The organism is Aquiflexum gelatinilyticum, from assembly GCF_024813435.1.
In the GTDB taxonomy this organism is placed as follows: domain Bacteria; phylum Bacteroidota; class Bacteroidia; order Cytophagales; family Cyclobacteriaceae; genus Cognataquiflexum; species Cognataquiflexum gelatinilyticum.
In genome coordinates, this window is record NZ_JANAEZ010000002.1 from 543,449 (window position 1) to 563,083 (window position 19,635).

Consider the following 19,635-nt stretch of genomic DNA (forward strand, 5'->3'; position numbering starts at 1 on the left):
TTGAATGTTTAGGAAAAGGGTATAATTTTGCCATCCGTTAAGAATACGAAAAGCTATTTTGGCGTCTTTTCTTAGCAATAATCAGTTGGGGGAATACCAAAGCGGCCAACTGGGACGGACTGTAAATCCGTTGACTTATGTCTTCACAGGTTCGAATCCTGTTTCCCCCACAAAGTGTGAATTGCAAAATAATTTATTACTTTTGCACAGCATTTCAAAAGCGGGAGTAGCTCAGTTGGTAGAGCGGCAGCCTTCCAAGCTGCAGGTCGCGGGTTCGAGCCTCGTCTCCCGCTCTATGCTTTTATAAGCAGAGCGAATGTTATCAGCCGACGTAGCTCAGGGGTAGAGTACTTCCTTGGTAAGGAAGGGGTCACGGGTTCAATTCCCGTCGTTGGCTCTGAAACATTTAAAAAAATTAAATAAATTATAACCTTAACTAAAACAGAGGATTTTCACGCATGGCAAAAGCAACCTTTGACCGTTCAAAACCGCACGTTAACATCGGTACGATTGGTCACGTAGACCATGGAAAGACAACTTTGACTGCTGCCATTACTACAGTTTTGGCGAAAAAGGGTCTTTCTGAATTAAGAGATTTTTCTTCTATCGATAACGCGCCGGAAGAAAAAGAAAGAGGTATCACTATCAATACTTCTCACGTAGAATACTCTACGGAGAAAAGACACTACGCACACGTAGATTGTCCTGGACACGCTGATTATGTGAAAAACATGGTTACAGGTGCCGCTCAGATGGACGGTGCTATTCTAGTAGTAGCTGCCACTGATGGACCTATGCCTCAGACAAGAGAACACATCCTTCTTGCTCGTCAGGTAGGTGTTCCTGCACTTGTTGTATTCATGAATAAAGTTGATATGGTGGATGATCCTGAGCTACTTGAGCTTGTGGAAATGGAAATCAGAGAGCTTCTTTCATTCTATGATTTTGATGGAGATAACATCCCTGTAATTGCCGGTTCTGCTCTTGGTGCACTCAACGGTGAAGCTAAGTGGGAAGAAACTGTTATGCAGTTGATGAATGCAGTTGATGATTATATTCCGATTCCTGAGCGTTTGATCGACAAAGATTTCTTGATGCCTGTGGAAGACGTGTTCTCAATCACCGGACGTGGTACTGTTGCTACTGGTAGAATCGAAAGAGGTGTAATCAACTCTGGAGATCCTGTAGATATTATCGGTATGGGTGCTGAAGGATTGAAGTCTACTGTAACAGGTGTGGAGATGTTCCGTAAAATCCTTGACAGAGGTGAAGCAGGTGATAACGTAGGTCTTTTGTTGAGAGGTATTGAAAAATCTCAAATCAGAAGAGGTATGATTATCTGTAAGCCAAACTCTGTGAAGCCACACGCTCACTTCAAGGCTGAAGTTTACGTTCTTTCTAAAGAAGAGGGTGGACGTCATACCCCATTCTTCAACAAATACCGTCCACAGTTCTACTTGAGAACTACTGACGTAACTGGCGAGATCATGCTTCCTGAAAACGTTGAAATGGTTATGCCGGGTGATAACGTGACTATTGAAGTTAACTTATTGAACAAAGTTGCACTTGAAAAAGGACTTCGTTTCGCTATCCGTGAAGGTGGTAGAACTGTAGGTGCCGGCCAGGTGACTGAAATTCTTGACTAATTGTCTTAGAATTTATAAAATTTCAAATGCGATCCTGAATAAATTTTTAGGATCGCATTTGTATCTCATCCCATTTCTGACTACCTTTGCGTTCCTTTTGGGGACTTAAAATTCTACGGGCATAGTTCAATGGCAGAATAGCGGTCTCCAAAACCGTTGATGGGAGTTCGAATCTCTCTGCCCGTGCACAAAATGTAGTAAACCATGAATATTAAGAGTTTTGTTATCGAATCAATCGACGAAATGAAAAACAAGGTCACATGGCCTTCGTATTCGTTTTTGCAAAACAGTGCTGTTTTGGTAATAGTCGCATCTCTCATTTTTGCTCTTGTTATTGGAGCGATAGACTTGGGATTCGAGAAATTGATGAAATGGTTTTACGATCTATTCTAATTGAATAATACTGATGGCTGAACATAAGTGGTACGTACTTAGAGTGGTAGCCGGACAAGAGAAAAAAACCAAGTCTTACTTGGATAATGAAATTGTCCGTCAAAAACTTGAGGAATTTATTCCTGAAGTCTTGATACCCTCTGAAAAAGTTTACGAAATGCGTAATGGTAAAAAGAGAGTCCGTGAAAGAAACTTCTTTCCCGGCTATGTTTTGATCAATGCGGATTTGACTCACGGTGAAGCCAATCACGTTATTACAAGTATCCCGGGTGTTATCGGTTTCTTAGGATCAAACCAGGGGGGAGCTTCCAAAACCCCTGAACCATTACGCCAATCTGAAATCAACAGAATCTTAGGACGAGTTGAGGAGATTGATGAGTTTGCCGTGAAACTTGATACACCATTTATAGTTGGAGAGACTGTCAAAGTAATGGACGGTCCATTCAGTGGGTTCTCGGGAATTATTGAAGAGGTGTTTGAAGACAAGAAGAAATTGAATGTTATGGTCAAGATCTTCGGTCGAAATACGCCGGTAGAATTAAACTTTATACAAGTAGAAAAACAAGATTAAGAAATGGCTAAGGAAATCACAGGTTATGTGAAATTACAGGTGAAAGGTGGCCAGGCAAATCCATCACCTCCGGTTGGTCCGGCTCTTGGTTCCAAGGGTTTGAACATCATGGAGTTCTGTAAGCAATACAATGCCCGTACCCAAGATAAAATGGGTCAGGTATTGCCTGTTTTGATTACTGTTTTCTCTGACAAAACATTTGAATTCGTAGTAAAGACTCCTCCTGCAGCAAACATGTTGCTTGAGGCTGCGAAGATTAAAAGTGGTTCAGCAGAGCCAAACAGGAAAAAAGTAGGTTCCGTTACTTGGGATCAAGTTAAGGAAATTGCTCAGGTGAAAATGCCTGACTTAAACGCTTTCAAAGTGGAATCTGCCATGAAAATGATCGCAGGTACCGCTAGAAGTATGGGTATCACTGTTTCGGGTAAAGCCCCTTGGGAGGTATAATTATACAAATATGGCTAAGTTAACAAAAAAGCAAAAAGAAGCTCTTTCTAAGTACGACTCAAGCCAGCTGTACTCCCTAGAGGAAGCTTCTTCTATCGTTAAAGAAATTACCAGTTCAAAATTTGACGCTTCTGTTGATATTGATGTCCGTTTGGGCGTTGATCCGAGAAAAGCAGATCAAATGGTGAGAGGTGTAGTGGCTTTGCCACATGGCACAGGTAAAGATGTAAAAGTCTTGGTGTTATGCACACCTGACAAAGTAGAGGAAGCCAAAGAAGCTGGTGCTGATTATGTAGGTCTAGACGACTACATAGCTAAAATTGAGGGTGGTTGGACTGATGTAGATGTCATCATAACCATGCCAAACGTTATGGCTAAAGTAGGTAGATTAGGTAGGGTTTTGGGTCCCAGAGGCTTGATGCCAAATCCAAAATCAGGTACAGTTACCTTAGAAGTTGGTAAAGCAGTTAGAGAAGTAAAAGCTGGTAAAATCGATTTTAAAGTTGATAAATTTGGAATTATCCATGCGAGTGTAGGAAAAGTTTCTTTTGAACCTGAAAAAATTCAGGATAACGTCAAAGAACTTATCAATACAATATCCAAATTGAAACCATCTTCTTCTAAAGGAACGTATTTCAGGAGCATTCACTTGTCAAGTACGCAGTCTCCTGGAGTGAAAGTAGATAAAGGAAGTTTTCAAGGTATTTAATCATGACTAGAGAAGAAAAATTAGAAATAATCGAAGGTCTTACCGAGAAGTTTAAGGAAAATCCCTACTTCTATATCACTGATGCTTCAGGGTTTACAGTGGCCCAGGTAAATGCCTTCAGAAGAGCATGTTTTGAAAAAGGCGTAGAATACAAGGTTTATAAGAATACGCTGATTAAAAAAGCGTTGGAAAATCTTGATGCAGACTACACTGAATTTTCAGAAGTAGCTTTAAAAGGATTCACAGGTATTATCTTCTCAAAAGAGACTGGTAATCTTCCTGCAAAAGTTATCCTAGATTTCAGAAAGAAGCTTGGTAAAAAAGAGGTTAGACCTTTATTCAAAGGTGCTTCAATAGATTCAGGAATTTTCTTAGGCGAAGATCAGTTGGATTTATTGTCCAATTTGAAGTCAAAACAAGAACTTCTTGGAGATGTTATTGCGCTTCTTCAATCTCCTGCGAAAAACCTTATTTCTGCCCTTCAAAGTGGACAGAATACATTGGCAGGGCTTGTAAAGACTCTTTCTGAAAAAGAATAAAAAATAAGTTATCAAATTAGTTAAAAAAAAATCAACAATTTAAATATTAATACAATGGCAGATCTTAAACAACTTGCTGATCAGTTAGTAAACTTGACTGTAAAAGAAGTAAAAGAATTGGCTGATATATTGAAGGATGAATATGGCATCGAGCCTGCAGCTGCTGCTGTTGCTGTTGCTGGTCCTGTTGGCGGTGCCGGTGCTGGTGCTGCTGAAGTGGAAGAAAAAACTTCCTTTGATGTAATCTTGAAAGCTGCTGGCGGTCAGAAATTGGCTGTTGTGAAGCTAGTGAAAGAATTGACTGGTCTTGGCTTGAAAGAAGCTAAAGAATTGGTTGACGGAGCTCCAAAAGCTGTGAAAGAAGGTATCGCCAAAGATGAGGCTGATGCTTTGAAGAAGTCTCTTGAAGAAGCTGGTGCTGAAGTAGAGATTAAATAATTTGAATAACCTTTCCCTTTAGGTAAAGGTTATAAATTAGGACCTGACTGAATAGTCAGGTCTTTTCCTGTTTGTGCACAGGTAATAAATTGCATTATTCTAAGCGAAAATTGTCGCATTTAGTTATTCATTATCACTAAAACATATACTGCCTTGGCTATCCAGAATCAAACCGTAAGGAAAAGTTTCTCATCTATTAAGGTAGTCAAAGACTATCCGGATTTCTTAGATATCCAATTACAATCTTTCAAAGACTTTTTCCAATTGGATACTCCCGCTGAAAAAAGAAGGCAAGATGGTCTGTTTAAGGTATTTTCAGAGAATTTTCCAATTTCGGATTCCCGTGAAAATTTTACCCTTGAATTTATTGACTACGCAGTTGATCCTCCAAAATATAGCGTTGAGGAGTGCATTGATAGAGGCCTAACTTATTCTGTTCCTCTTAAAGCAAAACTACGTCTTCTCTGTCATGATGAGGACAATGAAGATTTCGAAACTATTGAACAAGAAGTATTCCTAGGAAATCTTCCTTACATGACCGAAAAAGGGTCATTCGTAATCAACGGTGCAGAAAGGGTTATTGTATCTCAATTACACAGGTCTCCGGGCGTTTTCTTTGCGCAGAGCAAGCATACTAACGGTACCAAGCTTTATTCTGCCAGAATAATTCCTTTCAAAGGGAGCTGGATAGAATTTGCTACAGATATTAATAATGTCATGTATGCATACATTGACAGAAAGAAAAAATTTCCTGTTACAACCTTGCTAAGAGCCATTGGTTTTGGTTCTGATAAGGAAATTCTTGATTTGTTTGGCCTTTCAGAAGAAATCGATGCAACAAAAAACAACCTTAAAAAAGTTTCAGGTAGAAAACTTGCTGCAAGGGTACTCCGCACTTGGGTTGAGGATTTTGTGGATGAGGATACAGGTGAAGTAGTGTCGATCGATAGAAATGAAGTCTTGTTAGAGAGGGATTCCATTCTAACAGATGAAGATATATCTCTGATATTGGAATCAGGCGCTAAGTCAATTATTCTTCACAGAGAAGATGTGAACGTCGCTGATTTCTCTATTATTTATAATACCCTACAAAAAGACAATTCCAACTCAGAGAAAGAGGCTGTAGAGGTTATCTACCGTCAATTGAGGAATACGGAGGCTCCGGATGAGGCAACTGCCCGAGAAGTTATTCATGGTCTTTTCTTCTCTGACAAAAGATATGATCTTGGAGAAGTTGGTAGATATAGAATTAATAAGAAGCTTGGATTACAGATTGATCCTGAGAAAATTGTTTTGACAACTGAAGATATCATCAGCATTGTGAAGTATTTGATTGGATTGATCAATTCCAAAGCTGTAGTCGATGATATTGACCACTTAAGTAATAGAAGGGTTCGTACAGTTGGGGAGCAACTTTACAGCCAGTTCGGAGTTGGTCTTGCACGTATGGCAAGAACAATCAGAGAAAGGATGAACGTCCGTGACAATGAAGATTTCAAGCCTGTTGACTTGATCAATGCACGTACTTTATCCTCTGTCATCAACTCCTTCTTTGGTACCAACCAACTTTCTCAGTTTATGGACCAGACCAATCCACTTGCAGAACTTACTCACAAGAGAAGGTTATCTGCATTGGGTCCAGGTGGTCTTTCACGAGAACGAGCCGGATTTGAAGTTCGTGACGTTCACTACACGCACTACGGTCGTTTGTGTACTATCGAAACTCCGGAAGGTCCAAACATTGGGTTGATATCCTCACTTTGTGTTCATGCTAAAGTGAACTCAATGGGTTTCCTCGAAACTCCATATAGAAAAGTGAAAGAAGGTAAAGTAAGCATGAATTCCAATGATATTGTTTTCTTGACTGCAGAAGAAGAAGATGACAACAACATTGCACAGGCAAATGCACCATTGGATGCCAATGGAATCTTTATCAACGAAAAAGTAAAAGCAAGATTTGAAGGTGATTTCCCGGTTTTAGAACCAAAGGAAATCAGCTATATGGATGTTGCTCCCAATCAAATTGTATCAGTGGCAGCATCTTTGATTCCTTTCTTGGAGCATGATGATGCTAACCGTGCCTTGATGGGATCTAACATGCAACGTCAAGCTGTACCATTATTGAAGCCTGAGGCTCCAATTGTTGGAACTGGCTTGGAAGCAAAGGCTGCTACTGATTCAAGATCTTTGGTATTGGCTGAAGCAGACGGTGTCGTAGAATATGTCGATGCAAGCAAAATCACAATCAAATACGATCTTACCGAAGATGACCTTTTGGTCAATTTCAGTGATGAGTATAAGACTTATGAATTGGTAAAATTCAGAAGAACCAATCAGGATACTACCATCAACATTACTCCATTAGTACTTAAGGGAGAAAAAGTAACCAAAGGACAGGTACTAGTTGAAGGTTATTCCACCAACAACGGTGAGTTGGCTCTCGGTAAAAACCTGATGGTAGCTTACATGCCTTGGCAGGGATATAACTTCGAAGATGCGATCGTAATTTCTGAAAGAGTTGTAAGAGAAGATGTGTTCACTTCAATTCACATAGAAGAATTCCAGCTTGAAGTGAGAGATACCAAAAGAGGTGAAGAAGAATTGACTTCTGAAATTCCTAACGTTTCTGAAGAGGCAGTAAAAAACCTTGACGAAAACGGTATCATCAGAGTCGGTGCAGAAGTGAAAGAAGGCGATATCATTATTGGTAAAATCACTCCAAAAGGCGAAACTGATCCTACTCCGGAAGAGAAGTTATTGAGAGCAATCTTTGGTGACAAAGCCGGTGATGTTAAAGATGCTTCTTTGAAAGCTTCTCCTTCATTGAATGGTGTTGTGATAGAGACCAAACTATTCTCAAGACCTAAGAAAGACAAGGACCTTAGGGCCAAGTCAAAAGCTGAGGTTGAGAAATTGAAAGGGAAATATGCCAAAGACCTTTTGGGTATCCGTGCAAAAATGATCAACAAATTGGTCACTCTTCTTGACGGAAAAACTTCTCAAGGTGTTAGGCATAAGTTCGGCGATGAGATTATCAGCAAAGGGGTTAAGTTCAATTTGAAAAATATTGAGCAAAATCTCTTCCCTGCGAAAAATCCTTATAGAGATGAGTCAAACTACAATGTACCTGAAGAGGCCAATTTGATTTCCGATATCATTCTTGATGATTGGACTGAAGATGCACACACGAATGTTTTGATCCAGAAATTGGTTAAAAACTATGTGAACTCCAGAAACGAGATTTCAGGAAGATTTAAAAGAGATAAATTCACCCTTGAAGTAGGGGATGAACTTCCTGCCGGAATCGTTCAACTTGCTAAAGTTTATGTTGCCAAAAAACGTAAACTGAAAGTAGGAGATAAGATGGCGGGTCGTCACGGTAACAAAGGTATTGTGGCCAGAATCGTAAGAGAGGAAGATATGCCTTTCTTGGAAGATGGTTCACCGATGGATATCGTACTCAACCCACTTGGTGTACCTTCTAGGATGAACATCGGCCAGATCTATGAGACAGTTCTTGCTTGGGCAGGTATGAAGCTTGGAAAGAAATATTCGACTCCAATCTTTGACGGTGCTACAATGGAAGAAGTATCTCATGAACTTGATCTTGCAGGATTGCCTTCTTATGGTAGGACATACCTATACGATGGGCTTTCAGGTAAAAGATTTGATCAGCCGGTGACAGTGGGGATTACCTACATGTTGAAACTTGGTCACTTGGTAGATGACAAGATGCACGCAAGGTCTATCGGTCCATACTCTTTGATCACGCAGCAGCCTTTGGGTGGTAAAGCCCAGTTTGGAGGTCAGCGTTTTGGAGAAATGGAAGTTTGGGCTCTTGAAGCATTTGGAGCATCACATGTGTTGCAGGAAATCTTAACTGTGAAATCTGATGACGTGGTGGGTAGAGCCAAGGCATATGAGGCTATTGTAAAAGGTGAAAACCTTCCTAAGCCAAATATTCCTGAATCATTCAACGTATTGGTTCACGAGCTTAGAGGTCTTGCACTAGAAATTACCCTTGATTAATAAAATTTCAATGGGCCGCAAGGCCCTTCACATACTCTTCGACAATTATGGCGTTCAGAAAAAACAAAAAACTAAACAACGACTTTTCCAGAGTCACTATTAGTTTGGCCTCTCCAGAATCCATTCTGGATAGTTCACATGGTGAAGTAACGCAGCCCGAAACAATCAACTACAGAACTTACAAGCCTGAAATGGGAGGTTTGTTCTGCGAGCGGATTTTCGGTCCTGTAAAAGACTGGGAATGTCATTGTGGAAAATATAAGCGCATAAGATATAAAGGTATCATCTGTGACAGATGTGGTGTTGAAGTTACTGAAAAGAAAGTAAGAAGGGAGAGAATGGGACACATCGAATTGGTGGTTCCTGTTGCTCACATCTGGTACTTCAAATCCCTTCCCAACAAAATCGGATACCTATTGGGTCTTCCAACCAAAAAACTGGATCAAATTGTCTATTACGAAAGATATGCTGTCGTTCAAGCTGGTCTAAAAGCTGAAGACGGTGTGCAATATCTTGACTTCCTGACTGAAGACGAGTACCTGGACATCATGGATAAACTTCCAAAGGAAAACCAGATGCTTGATGATGATGATCCTAATAAATTCATAGCCAAAATGGGTGCAGAAGCAATCGAAATGCTTTTGTCCAGACTGGATTTGGATGATCTTTCTTACAGCTTGAGACATCAGGCAGCTACAGATACTTCTCAGCAGAGAAAGGCTGAAGCTTTGAAAAGACTTAAAGTTGTTGAGGCTTTTAGAGAGGCAAGAACCAGAATTGAAAACCGTCCTGAATGGATGGTGGTAAGAATGGTTCCTGTTATTCCACCTGAATTGAGACCATTGGTCCCTTTGGATGGCGGTAGGTTTGCTACCTCTGATTTGAATGACCTTTACAGAAGGGTTATTATCAGAAACAACCGTCTGAAGAGATTGATAGATATCAAAGCTCCAGAAGTCATTTTGAGAAATGAAAAAAGGATGCTTCAGGAAGCTGTCGATTCCTTATTTGACAATTCAAGAAAAGTAAATGCCGTAAGATCGGATGGTAACCGTGCTTTGAAATCTCTTTCAGATATGTTGAAAGGAAAGCAAGGCCGTTTCCGTCAAAACTTGCTCGGTAAAAGGGTTGATTATTCAGGCCGTTCGGTTATCGTCGTTGGACCTGAATTGAAACTTCACGAGTGCGGTCTTCCAAAAAATATGGCTGCAGAGCTTTTCAAACCATTTATCATCAGGAAGCTGATCGAAAGAGGTATTGTAAAGACAGTAAAATCTGCCAAGAAAATTGTAGACAGAAAAGATCCCGTAGTATGGGATATTCTTGAAAACGTATTGAAAGGACACCCGGTATTGCTAAACCGTGCTCCAACTTTGCACAGGTTAGGTATCCAGGCTTTCCAACCAAAATTGATCGAAGGAAAAGCAATCCAGCTTCACCCATTGGTATGTACCGCATTCAACGCCGATTTTGACGGTGATCAGATGGCTGTTCACGTACCACTTGGACATGAAGCGATTTTGGAAGCTTCTACTTTAATGCTTTCCTCACATAACATCCTTAACCCTGCCAACGGAGCGCCGATCACGGTTCCTTCTCAGGACATGGTTCTTGGTTTGTACTATGTGACAAAAGGAAAGAGATCTACTCCTGAAGAAATTGTCCTTGGAGAAGGTATGACTTTCTATGGAGAGGAAGAAGTGATCATCGCATTGAACGAAGGCACCATTTCCCAACATGCATTTATCAAATGTAAAGTACATGTGAGAGATGAAAATGGCCAATTGGTTGAAAAAATCATTGAAACTGTAGCTGGTAGATTGATTTTCAATCAGTTTGTTCCTGAGGTTGTAGGCTTTGTCAATGAATTGTTGACTAAGAAAAAATTGCAGCAGATCATTTCAGAAGTAGTTAAGATTTGTGGTGTTTCCAGAACAGCCCAATTCCTTGATGATATCAAACACCTTGGATTCCAAATGGCATACGCCGGTGGATTGTCCATGGGATTGAATGATGTAATTATTCCTGTTGAGAAAGATCCATTGATCGCTAAGGCGAAAGATGAGGTTGATCAGGTTTGGAACAACTACCTCATGGGTCTGATAACAGACAATGAGAGATATAACCAAGTAATTGATATTTGGACTAGAACTAACTCCTTCCTGACCAACATCCTGATGAAACAGATGGAAGAGGATAAGCAAGGATTCAACGCCATCTACATGATGATGCACTCAGGAGCCAGAGGTTCAAGAGAGCAAATCCGTCAGTTGGGTGGTATGAGAGGCTTGATGGCCAAGCCACAGAAAAACCTTCAAGGTTCTGTAGGTGAGATCATTGAAAACCCGATCCTTTCGAACTTCAAAGAAGGACTCGATGTATTGGAATACTTCATCTCTACACACGGTGCACGTAAAGGTCTAGCCGATACTGCATTGAAAACTGCAGATGCTGGTTACCTAACAAGAAGACTTGTTGACGTTGCTCAGGACATGATTATTTCTGAAGAGGATTGTGGTACTTTGAGAGGTCTAGTCGTTCAGGCTTTGAAAGACAATGACGAAATCGTTGAACCGCTTTCTGAAAGAATTCTAGGTCGGGTATCTGTGCATGATGTATATGATGCGGTGACAGAAGAACTCGTTGTACCTGCGGGAATTGAAATTACTGAAGAAATCGCCAGAAAAGTAGACGAATCTACCATAGAGGAAGTCGAAATCAGGTCAGTACTTACTTGTGAAACAAGAAGAGGTGTTTGTGCAAAATGCTACGGACGTAACCTTGCCACAGGTAGAATGGTACAAAACGGTGAATCTGTAGGTGTAATTGCCGCACAGTCTATCGGTGAACCAGGAACTCAGTTGACATTGAGAACCTTCCACGTAGGTGGTACAGCTTCCAACATTTCTGTTGAAGCAAGCATCACTGCCAAGTTTGAAGGTGTTGTTGAATTTGATGAGGAATTGAGATGGATTGACACTACTACCAAAGAAGGCGAACCGGTTTCTATGGTTATGGGTAGATCAGGTGAGATCAAAATCAACGATGCTAAGACTGGAAAAACTTTGGTTTCAAACCACGTGCCTTATGGTGCTACCCTGAATGTTAAAGACGGACAAAAAATCGGTAAAGGTGAAGCACTTTGTAAGTGGGATCCATACAATGCTGTGATTCTATCTGAATTTAATGGTGAAATCGAATTTGATTCTATAATCGAAGGCATTACTTTCAAAGAAGTGGCCGATGATCAGACAGGATACAGAGAAAAAGTTATCATTGATACAAAAGATAAAACCAAAAACCCTGCTGTTGTTGTGAACTACGGTTCTGACGAGAGTAAGTCTTACAACATTCCTGTGGGTGCCCACTTGGCTGTTGAAGCAGGTGAAACTGTTAAATCAGGTCAAATCTTGGTAAAAATCCCAAGATCTGTTGGTAAAACAAGAGATATCACCGGTGGTCTTCCAAGAGTAACGGAATTGTTCGAAGCGAGAAATCCTTCTAACCCTGCTGTTGTTTCTGAGATTGATGGTGTTGTTACTTATGGTGGCATCAAGAGAGGTAACCGTGAAATCTTCATCGAATCTAAAGATGGTGTGAAGAAAAGATACATGGTTTCTCTTTCCAAGCACATCCTTGTTCAGGAAAATGACTTTATCCGTGCAGGTGAAGCTTTGTCAGATGGTGCTATCACTCCAAGTGATATTCTTTCTATCAAAGGACCAACTGCAGTTCAGGAATATCTGGTAAATGAAATTCAGGAAGTTTACAGACTTCAAGGGGTAAAAATCAATGACAAGCACATCGAGGTTATTGTAAGCCAGATGATGCAGAAAGTTGAAATCCTTGACGCAGGTGATACTGGATTCCTTCAAAACCAAGTGGTGGACAAATGGGCTTTCAGAGAAGAGAATGACAATATTCTTGACAAGAAAGTTGTTATGGATGCTGGAGATTCTTCTACATTGAAGCCAGGTATGATCATTACTTCAAGAAGATTGAGGGATGAAAACTCAAGCTTGAAGCGCAAGGATTTGAAACTTGTGCAGGTTAGAGATGCAGAAACAGCCGTATCTCAACCAACTCTACAAGGTATCACAGCAGCTTCTTTGGGTACTGAAAGCTTTATCTCGGCTGCTTCCTTCCAGGAGACAACCAAGGTATTGAGTGAAGCTGCCATTAGAGGTAAGCGTGATGAGTTGTTGGGCTTAAAAGAAAACGTAATTGTAGGACATTTGATCCCTGCAGGTACAGGACAGAGAGGTTTCGCAGAAATCATAGTAGGTTCTCAGGAGGATTATGACAGACTTTCTGCAGAGAAGGAACGGTCATTCAACAAATCTCGAGAAACAGTTAAATAAGTATTGTTTTATTCATAAATAAAAGGCCTGTATTCCAATACAGGCCTTTTTTAATCAAACCAATTCACTATGGAAGACGGTAAAGGACAAAAACCTATAATGGATCAACAAATTAATGTTGAGCTTTCCGAAGAAATTGCAGAAGGGATTTATAGCAACCTGGCTATGATAGCCCATTCCAATTCGGAATTTGTGATTGATTTTATCAGGCTAATGCCGGGAGTGCCAAAAGCAAAAGTAAAATCTAGGATCATCATGACCCCAGATCATGCTAAAAGACTCTTAGCAGCATTGAAGGATAACATCAGCAAATACGAACAGGCTTTTGGAAAAATAGAGGGAGGTTCAGAGGGACCTAGCTTTCCCCTAAATTTCGGGGGGAACTTTGGTGAAGCTTGATAAAAATATAACAGCTTAATTTTGTTTGTTTTACCTATTTGCATACCTTTGCAGTCCAAAATTCACAAGTTAAAGGAAGAAAAATAAATTTTATCAGTTAATGCCTACTATACAACAGTTAGTAAGAAAAGGTAGAACCACCCTTGAGACCACATCCAAATCGAGAGCTTTGGATTCTTGTCCTCAAAGGAGAGGTGTTTGTACCAGGGTGTACACTACCACGCCTAAGAAGCCTAACTCAGCGATGAGGAAAGTGGCCAGGGTAAGATTGACGAATGGTAAAGAGGTAAACGCCTACATTCCTGGTGAAGGTCACAATTTGCAAGAACACTCTATCGTATTGATCAGAGGTGGTCGTGTTAAGGATCTTCCGGGAGTACGTTACCACATTATCAGAGGTGCATTGGATACAGCAGGAGTAAAAGACCGTAAGCAAGGTCGCTCCAAGTACGGTGCTAAGAGACCTAAGCCAGGTCAAGCTGCTAAAGGTGCCCCAGCAAAAGGTGCTCCAGCAAAAAAGAAATAATAAAAACTAGTTAAAGAAATGAGAAAAGCGAAACCAAAGAAGAGATATATTCTTCCTGACCCGAAGTTCGGCGACACCTTGGTAACCAAGTTCGTGAACTGTCTGATGGTAGATGGTAAGAAGAGTATTGCTTACAAAATCTTCTACGACGCAGTCGAGAAGGTAGAATCAAAAGTAGGTGAGAACGGTCTTGAGGTTTGGAAAAAAGCGCTTAACAATATAACTCCAGCCGTAGAGGTGAAGAGTCGTAGAGTTGGTGGTGCTACATTCCAGGTTCCAATGGAAGTTAGACCTGAAAGAAAAACGTCCCTAGGTATTAAGTGGATGATCACTTACGCCAGAAAAAGAGGTGAGAAGACAATGATGGACAGACTTGCAGGTGAGATCATCTCTGCTTCAAAAGGCGAAGGTGCTGCAGTGAAGAAGAAGGATGATACACACAGAATGGCTGAAGCAAACAAGGCATTCTCACATTTTAGATTTTAATCAGTAATGGCAAGAGATTTAAAATACACTAGGAACATTGGCATTGCCGCGCATATTGATGCCGGTAAAACAACTACTACAGAACGCATACTCTACTATTCAGGTGTCAGCCATAAAATCGGTGAAGTTCACGATGGTGCGGCTACCATGGACTGGATGGCACAAGAGCAGGAAAGAGGTATTACCATTACTTCTGCTGCGACCACTGTGTTTTGGAATTACAGAAAAAACAAATATCAAGTTAACATTATCGATACTCCCGGCCACGTTGATTTTACCGTTGAGGTAAACCGTTCCTTGAGAGTTTTGGATGGGCTTGTATTCCTTTTCAGTGCTGTTGATGGTGTTGAACCACAATCAGAAACTAACTGGAGACTTGCCGATAACTACAAAGTAGCCCGTATCGGTTTTGTTAATAAAATGGACCGCTCAGGTGCCAATTTTCTTGACGTGTGTAAGCAGGTTAAAGAAATGTTGGGAAGCTATGCAGTTCCATTACAGCTTCCAATTGGAGCAGAGGACAATTTCAAAGGAGTTGTTGATTTGATTAACAACAGAGGAATTGTTTGGAATGAAGAGGATAAAGGAATGACTTTTACAGAAGTTCCTATTCCTGATGACATGCTTGAGGAAGTTGCTGAATACAGAGAACATTTACTTGAAGCAGTGGCTGATTACGATGAGTCATTGATGGAAAAGTTTTTTGACGATCCTGATTCCATTACGGAAGCTGAGATTTTATCAGCATTAAGAAGAGCAACCATTGACATGAAAATTGTTCCGATGGTTTGTGGTTCTTCATTCAAGAACAAAGGCGTGCAAACCATGCTTGACCTTGTAATGGAATTACTTCCTTCTCCTTTGGACAAAGATGACATCATCGCTACAGGACTTGATTCTGAAGAGGAAGTTGTCATCAGACCTGACGAAAAAGAACCATTTACAGGATTGGCTTTCAAAATTGCAACTGATCCATTTGTCGGACGTCTTTGCTTCGTAAGAGCTTATTCAGGCATTTTGGAATCTGGTTCTTACATCTTTAATAGCCGTTCAGGAAATAAAGAAAGGATTTCGAGGGTTTTCCAAATGCACGCCAACAAGCAAAACCAAATCGAAAGATTGGTTGCCGGTGATATCGGTGCTGTCGTTGGTTTCAAAGACATCAAAACAGGAGATACTCTTTGCGACGAAAAACGCAAGGTTGTTCTTGAATCTATGGTGTTCCCGGAACCGGTTATAGGATATGCCATCGAGCCAAAAACTCAGGCAGATGTTGACAAATTGGGTATGGCAATCTCCAAATTGGTAGAAGAAGATCCTACACTTCAGGTAAATACTGATCAAGAAACTGGTCAGACTATCCTAAGAGGTATGGGAGAACTTCACCTTGAAATCATCATTGACCGACTTAAGAGGGAATTTAAGGTTGAAATCAACCAAGGTGCACCTCAGGTTGCTTACAAAGAAGCTCTTTTTGGTTCAATTGAGCATAAAGAAGTGTACAAGAAGCAGACAGGTGGTAAAGGTAAATTTGCAGATATCGTATTCGAACTTGGACCAAAGGATCCTGATCCTGTTACAAATGAAATCAAGCCTGGTCTTGACTTTGTGAATGGTATCGTTGGTGGTGTGGTTCCAAGAGAATTCATTCCTGCTATCCAAAAAGGATTTGCTGAAGCGATGAAAAATGGACCTTTAGCCGGGTATCCAATCGAATCAATGAAGGTAAGGTTGTTTCATGGTTCATACCATGATGTTGACTCCGATGCACTTTCATTCGAATTGGCTGCAAGAATTGGTTTCAAGGAAGCAGCTAAAAAATGTAAGCCTCAACTTCTTGAGCCAATCATGGCTGTAGAAGTGGTTACTCCGGATGAATATACAGGTCCAATTACAGGTGACTTGAACAGGAGAAGAGGAATGATGAAAGGTATGGATACCAAAGGTACCTCTACTGTAATAAAAGCTAACGTTCCTTTGTCTGAGCTGTTTGGATATGTTACCGACTTGAGAACAAACTCTTCGGGTAGAGCTTCTGCATCATTGACATTCTCTCACTATGAGCCGGTGCCAAATAACATTGCAGAGGGTGTGATTGCAAAAGTAAAAGGAGAAAAAGCCTAAATCTCGACAGAAAATGAATCAGAAAATCAGAATAAAATTGAAATCATACGATCACAGCCTGGTGGACAAGTCATCTGAGAAGATCGTAAAGGCGGTTAAAGCAACCGGAGCAATTGTGGTTGGACCTATTCCTTTGCCAACAAAAAAAGAGAAATTTACAGTGTTGAAATCTCCTCACGTAAATAAGAAAGCAAGAGATCAATATCAACTTTGTACTTACAAAAGATTGGTTGATATCTACAGCAACAGCTCAAAAACAGTTGACGCTTTGATGAAGATCGAACTTCCAAGTGGAGTTGATGTTGAAATCAAAGTCTGACGGATAAAAAACATATTGATGAAAAACCTGTACCAATCTGGTGCGGGTTTTTCTTTTGCCCACACTAATTTGAAAGTATGTTTGGAGAAAGAATAGCTTTTGTGGCAGTTTGCTGAATTTATTTTCATAAATAATTGAAAATATTAAAGTTGGGATTTGTAAGCTGGGGGAAAAACCCTAACTTTGCAGTCCTTAAAAAAGCACCTAAGTACTTAAAAACTTGGGTTTCAAGATTATTATACAACAGAAGATGTCTGGAATAATAGGTAAAAAAGTAGGAATGACTAGCATTTTCAGTGCCGATGGACGAAACGTCGCATGCACGCTAATAGAAGCTGGTCCTTGCGTAGTGACGCAAGTAAAAAATGTTGAGACAGACGGGTACAACGCTGTTCAATTGGCATATGGTGAGCGTAAAGAAAAAAACACGCCAAAACCATTGATGGGTCATTTTAAAAAGGCCGGAACTACGCCAAAGCAGAAAGTTGTAGAATTCAGAGACTTCAGAGTAGAATTTGAAGGTCAGGTTGATCTAGGAAAGACAGTGAAAGCTGACGAGGTATTTATCGAAGGTGACTTCGTTGATGCTATCGGGACTTCCAAAGGTAAAGGTTTCCAAGGTGTAGTAAAGCGTCATGGTTTTGCTGGTGTCGGTGGACAGACCCACGGTCAGCATAATAGGGCAAGACACCCTGGATCGATTGGTGCCTGTTCTTGGCCATCCAGAGTTTTCAAAGGAATGAGAATGGCTGGTAGAACCGGGGGAGATAGGGTTAAGGTAATCAATTTGAGAGTCCTTAGAATCTATCCTGATAAGAACCTTCTACTTGTTAGCGGTTCCGTACCAGGTCCAAAAAATTCTTTCGTTATTCTAGAGAAGTAAGAAAATGGAATTAGCAGTATTAAAATATAACGGTGAAGACACAGGTAGAAAGGTTAATCTTTCTGATGATATTTTCGCGATCGAACCTAACGATCATGCGATCTACCTGGATGTAAAGCAATATTTGGCGAATCAAAGACAAGGTACGCACAAAGCAAAGCAAAGAAATGAGATTGCAGGTTCTACCAAAAAAATCAAGAAGCAAAAAGGAACAGGTGGAGCAAGAGCAGGCTCTATCAAATCTCCTTTGTTTAGAGGAGGAGGTAGAGTTTTTGGTCCAGTTCCAAGAGATTATTCATTCAAATTGAATAAAAAATTGAAGCAATTGGCTAGAATATCTGCTTTGTCATACAAAGCAAAAGAAAATTGCGTGATGGTTTTAGAAAACTTCTCTTTTGAAGCTCCTAAGACAAAAAGCTATATAGCAATGTTAAACGGACTTTCTTTGTCAGATAAGAAGACCTTGTTGGTTCTTCCAGAACTAAATAAAAATGTCTATTTATCAAGCAGAAATCTTCCAAAAGCTAAAGTGATCACTGTTGACAGTGTAAACACTTATGAATTGTTAAATGCTGACAATTTGGTATTGTGCGAAGGTTCAGTAAGTATGTTAGAAACCCTTTTATTGAAGTAAGAAGATGGCAACACTTAAAAAACCTTTGATTACAGAGAAGATTTCAGCAATGAATGAACAAGGTGTTTATGGATTTGCAGTTGAGAAAACTGCTACTAAGCCTGAGATCAAAAGAGCCGTGGAAAATATGTATGGTGTAAAAGTTTTGGATGTCCGTACCATGAGGTATGCAGGCAAACCAAAAACAAGATATACCAAAACAAAGATTGTTTCTGGCTTTAGCACACCTTACAAAAAAGCTATCGTAAAAGTGGCAGAAGGAGAAATAATTGATTTTTACGGAGAAATTTAATTGAATCAGAATCATGGCAGTTAGAAAATTAAAACCTGTAACACCAGGAACCAGATTCAGAGTAGCACCGGCATTTGATGAGATCACTACATCAAAGCCTGAGAAATCTCTTTTGGCTCCGAAACCAAAGTCAGGTGGTAGAAATAACACCGGTAGAATGACCAACAGATATATTGGTGGTGGTCATAAGCAAAGACTTAGAATAATTGATTTCAAAAGAAATAAATTCGGCATTGTTGCAGAAGTTGTTTCTGTAGAATATGATCCAAATAGAACTGCACGTATTGCTTTGTTGCAATATGCTGACGGTGAAAAAGCTTACATCATCGCACCAAACGGTCTGAAAGTTGGACAAACTATCATTTCTGGTGAGAGTGTAGCCCCAGAGATTGGAAATGCAATGCATTTGGTAAATGTTCCTTTGGGTACAATTGTCCATAACATTGAGCTTAAGCCTGGAAAAGGTGGTGCTATGGCACGTAGTGCAGGTGGATATGGTCAAGTAGTAGCAAGGGATGGAAAATATGTCACCATCAAATTGCCATCAGGAGAAATGAGACTAGTGCTCGGAACTTGTATGGCTACTGTTGGAACTGTTTCCAATGCAGACCACATGAACGTGGTGCTCGGAAAAGCTGGGAGGAACCGTTGGTTAGGAAGGAGACCAAGAACTAGAGGTGTCGCAATGAACCCTGTTGATCACCCAATGGGAGGTGGTGAAGGTAGATCTTCTGGAGGTCATCCTAGGTCAAGGAAAGGTTTGCTTGCAAAAGGCAAGAAAACCAGAAGCCCTAAAAAGTATTCTAACAAATTCATTATCAGCAAAAGAACCAAATAGA

Annotated in this window: 18 protein-coding genes and 4 tRNA genes; all 22 read left to right on the top strand. The window is 40.4% G+C overall.

The genetic code is table 11. The features are described from left to right. Window positions 1–87: 87 nt before the first annotated feature. The 22 genes from NK987_RS06845 (at window position 88) to rplB (ending at window position 19,634) form a co-directional block, all read left to right on the top strand. Window positions 88–170: transfer RNA gene (locus NK987_RS06845), tRNA-Tyr, on the top strand. Window positions 171–220: 50 nt separating this feature from the next. Further along, window positions 221–293, top strand: a tRNA-Gly gene (locus NK987_RS06850). A gap of 32 nt (window positions 294–325) precedes the next feature. Continuing rightward, a tRNA-Thr gene (locus NK987_RS06855) sits at window positions 326–397 on the top strand. A gap of 61 nt (window positions 398–458) precedes the next feature. Beyond that, window positions 459–1,646 (top strand): elongation factor Tu, encoded by a 1,188-nt coding sequence (gene tuf, locus NK987_RS06860; RefSeq protein WP_259263253.1) that lies wholly within the window; start codon window positions 459–461, stop codon window positions 1,644–1,646. A 115-nt stretch (window positions 1,647–1,761) separates the two neighbouring features. Next, window positions 1,762–1,832: transfer RNA gene (locus tag NK987_RS06865), tRNA-Trp, on the top strand. Between the two features lie 18 nt (window positions 1,833–1,850). After that, complete coding sequence (secE, locus tag NK987_RS06870) at window positions 1,851–2,039, top strand: preprotein translocase subunit SecE (RefSeq protein WP_241127414.1); 189 nt, start codon at window positions 1,851–1,853, stop codon at window positions 2,037–2,039. Between the two features lie 13 nt (window positions 2,040–2,052). Then, window positions 2,053–2,610, top strand: a complete 558-nt coding sequence (nusG, locus tag NK987_RS06875) for a transcription termination/antitermination protein NusG (protein ID WP_113924091.1) — start codon at window positions 2,053–2,055, stop codon at window positions 2,608–2,610. A 3-nt stretch (window positions 2,611–2,613) separates the two neighbouring features. Further along, window positions 2,614–3,057 (top strand): 50S ribosomal protein L11, encoded by a 444-nt coding sequence (gene rplK / locus NK987_RS06880; RefSeq protein ID WP_258422836.1) that lies wholly within the window; start codon window positions 2,614–2,616, stop codon window positions 3,055–3,057. A gap of 10 nt (window positions 3,058–3,067) precedes the next feature. After that, entirely contained in the window at window positions 3,068–3,766 is a 699-nt protein-coding gene (gene rplA, locus NK987_RS06885; RefSeq protein ID WP_258422835.1) for a 50S ribosomal protein L1, read from the top strand. 2 nt (window positions 3,767–3,768) lie between these two features. Further along, window positions 3,769–4,305: a 50S ribosomal protein L10 gene (gene rplJ / locus NK987_RS06890; protein ID WP_258422834.1), complete on the top strand. Its 537-nt coding sequence runs from the start codon at window positions 3,769–3,771 to the stop codon at window positions 4,303–4,305. A gap of 54 nt (window positions 4,306–4,359) precedes the next feature. After that, window positions 4,360–4,743, top strand: a complete 384-nt coding sequence (gene rplL, locus NK987_RS06895) for a 50S ribosomal protein L7/L12 (protein ID WP_241127421.1) — start codon at window positions 4,360–4,362, stop codon at window positions 4,741–4,743. 153 nt (window positions 4,744–4,896) lie between these two features. Next, window positions 4,897–8,772, top strand: a complete 3,876-nt coding sequence (gene rpoB / locus NK987_RS06900) for a DNA-directed RNA polymerase subunit beta (RefSeq protein WP_258422833.1) — start codon at window positions 4,897–4,899, stop codon at window positions 8,770–8,772. Window positions 8,773–8,819: 47 nt separating this feature from the next. Further along, window positions 8,820–13,133 carry a DNA-directed RNA polymerase subunit beta' gene (rpoC, locus tag NK987_RS06905; protein ID WP_259263254.1) on the top strand — a complete coding sequence of 1,438 codons (4,314 nt, stop codon included), beginning with the start codon at window positions 8,820–8,822 and terminating at the stop codon, window positions 13,131–13,133. A 69-nt stretch (window positions 13,134–13,202) separates the two neighbouring features. Further along, a complete protein-coding gene (locus NK987_RS06910) occupies window positions 13,203–13,532 on the top strand; it encodes a DUF3467 domain-containing protein (RefSeq protein WP_258422831.1) in 330 nt (109 codons plus the stop codon). A gap of 100 nt (window positions 13,533–13,632) precedes the next feature. Further along, on the top strand, window positions 13,633–14,058 hold the full coding sequence (gene rpsL / locus NK987_RS06915) for a 30S ribosomal protein S12 (RefSeq protein WP_113924099.1): 426 nt from the start codon (window positions 13,633–13,635) through the stop codon (window positions 14,056–14,058). A gap of 18 nt (window positions 14,059–14,076) precedes the next feature. Then, entirely contained in the window at window positions 14,077–14,544 is a 468-nt protein-coding gene (gene rpsG, locus NK987_RS06920; RefSeq protein WP_113924100.1) for a 30S ribosomal protein S7, read from the top strand. Between the two features lie 6 nt (window positions 14,545–14,550). Beyond that, complete coding sequence (gene fusA, locus NK987_RS06925) at window positions 14,551–16,668, top strand: elongation factor G (RefSeq protein ID WP_258422830.1); 2,118 nt, start codon at window positions 14,551–14,553, stop codon at window positions 16,666–16,668. Between the two features lie 13 nt (window positions 16,669–16,681). After that, window positions 16,682–16,987 (top strand): 30S ribosomal protein S10, encoded by a 306-nt coding sequence (gene rpsJ, locus NK987_RS06930; RefSeq protein ID WP_009183381.1) that lies wholly within the window; start codon window positions 16,682–16,684, stop codon window positions 16,985–16,987. A 250-nt stretch (window positions 16,988–17,237) separates the two neighbouring features. Further along, window positions 17,238–17,870 carry a 50S ribosomal protein L3 gene (gene rplC, locus NK987_RS06935; RefSeq protein ID WP_259263426.1) on the top strand — a complete coding sequence of 211 codons (633 nt, stop codon included), beginning with the start codon at window positions 17,238–17,240 and terminating at the stop codon, window positions 17,868–17,870. A 4-nt stretch (window positions 17,871–17,874) separates the two neighbouring features. Continuing rightward, window positions 17,875–18,504, top strand: a complete 630-nt coding sequence (rplD, locus tag NK987_RS06940) for a 50S ribosomal protein L4 (protein WP_258422829.1) — start codon at window positions 17,875–17,877, stop codon at window positions 18,502–18,504. A gap of 4 nt (window positions 18,505–18,508) precedes the next feature. Beyond that, entirely contained in the window at window positions 18,509–18,796 is a 288-nt protein-coding gene (gene rplW, locus NK987_RS06945) for a 50S ribosomal protein L23 (RefSeq protein WP_258422828.1), read from the top strand. A 13-nt stretch (window positions 18,797–18,809) separates the two neighbouring features. Beyond that, entirely contained in the window at window positions 18,810–19,634 is an 825-nt protein-coding gene (gene rplB, locus NK987_RS06950; protein ID WP_258422827.1) for a 50S ribosomal protein L2, read from the top strand. Window position 19,635: the final 1 nt, after the last annotated feature.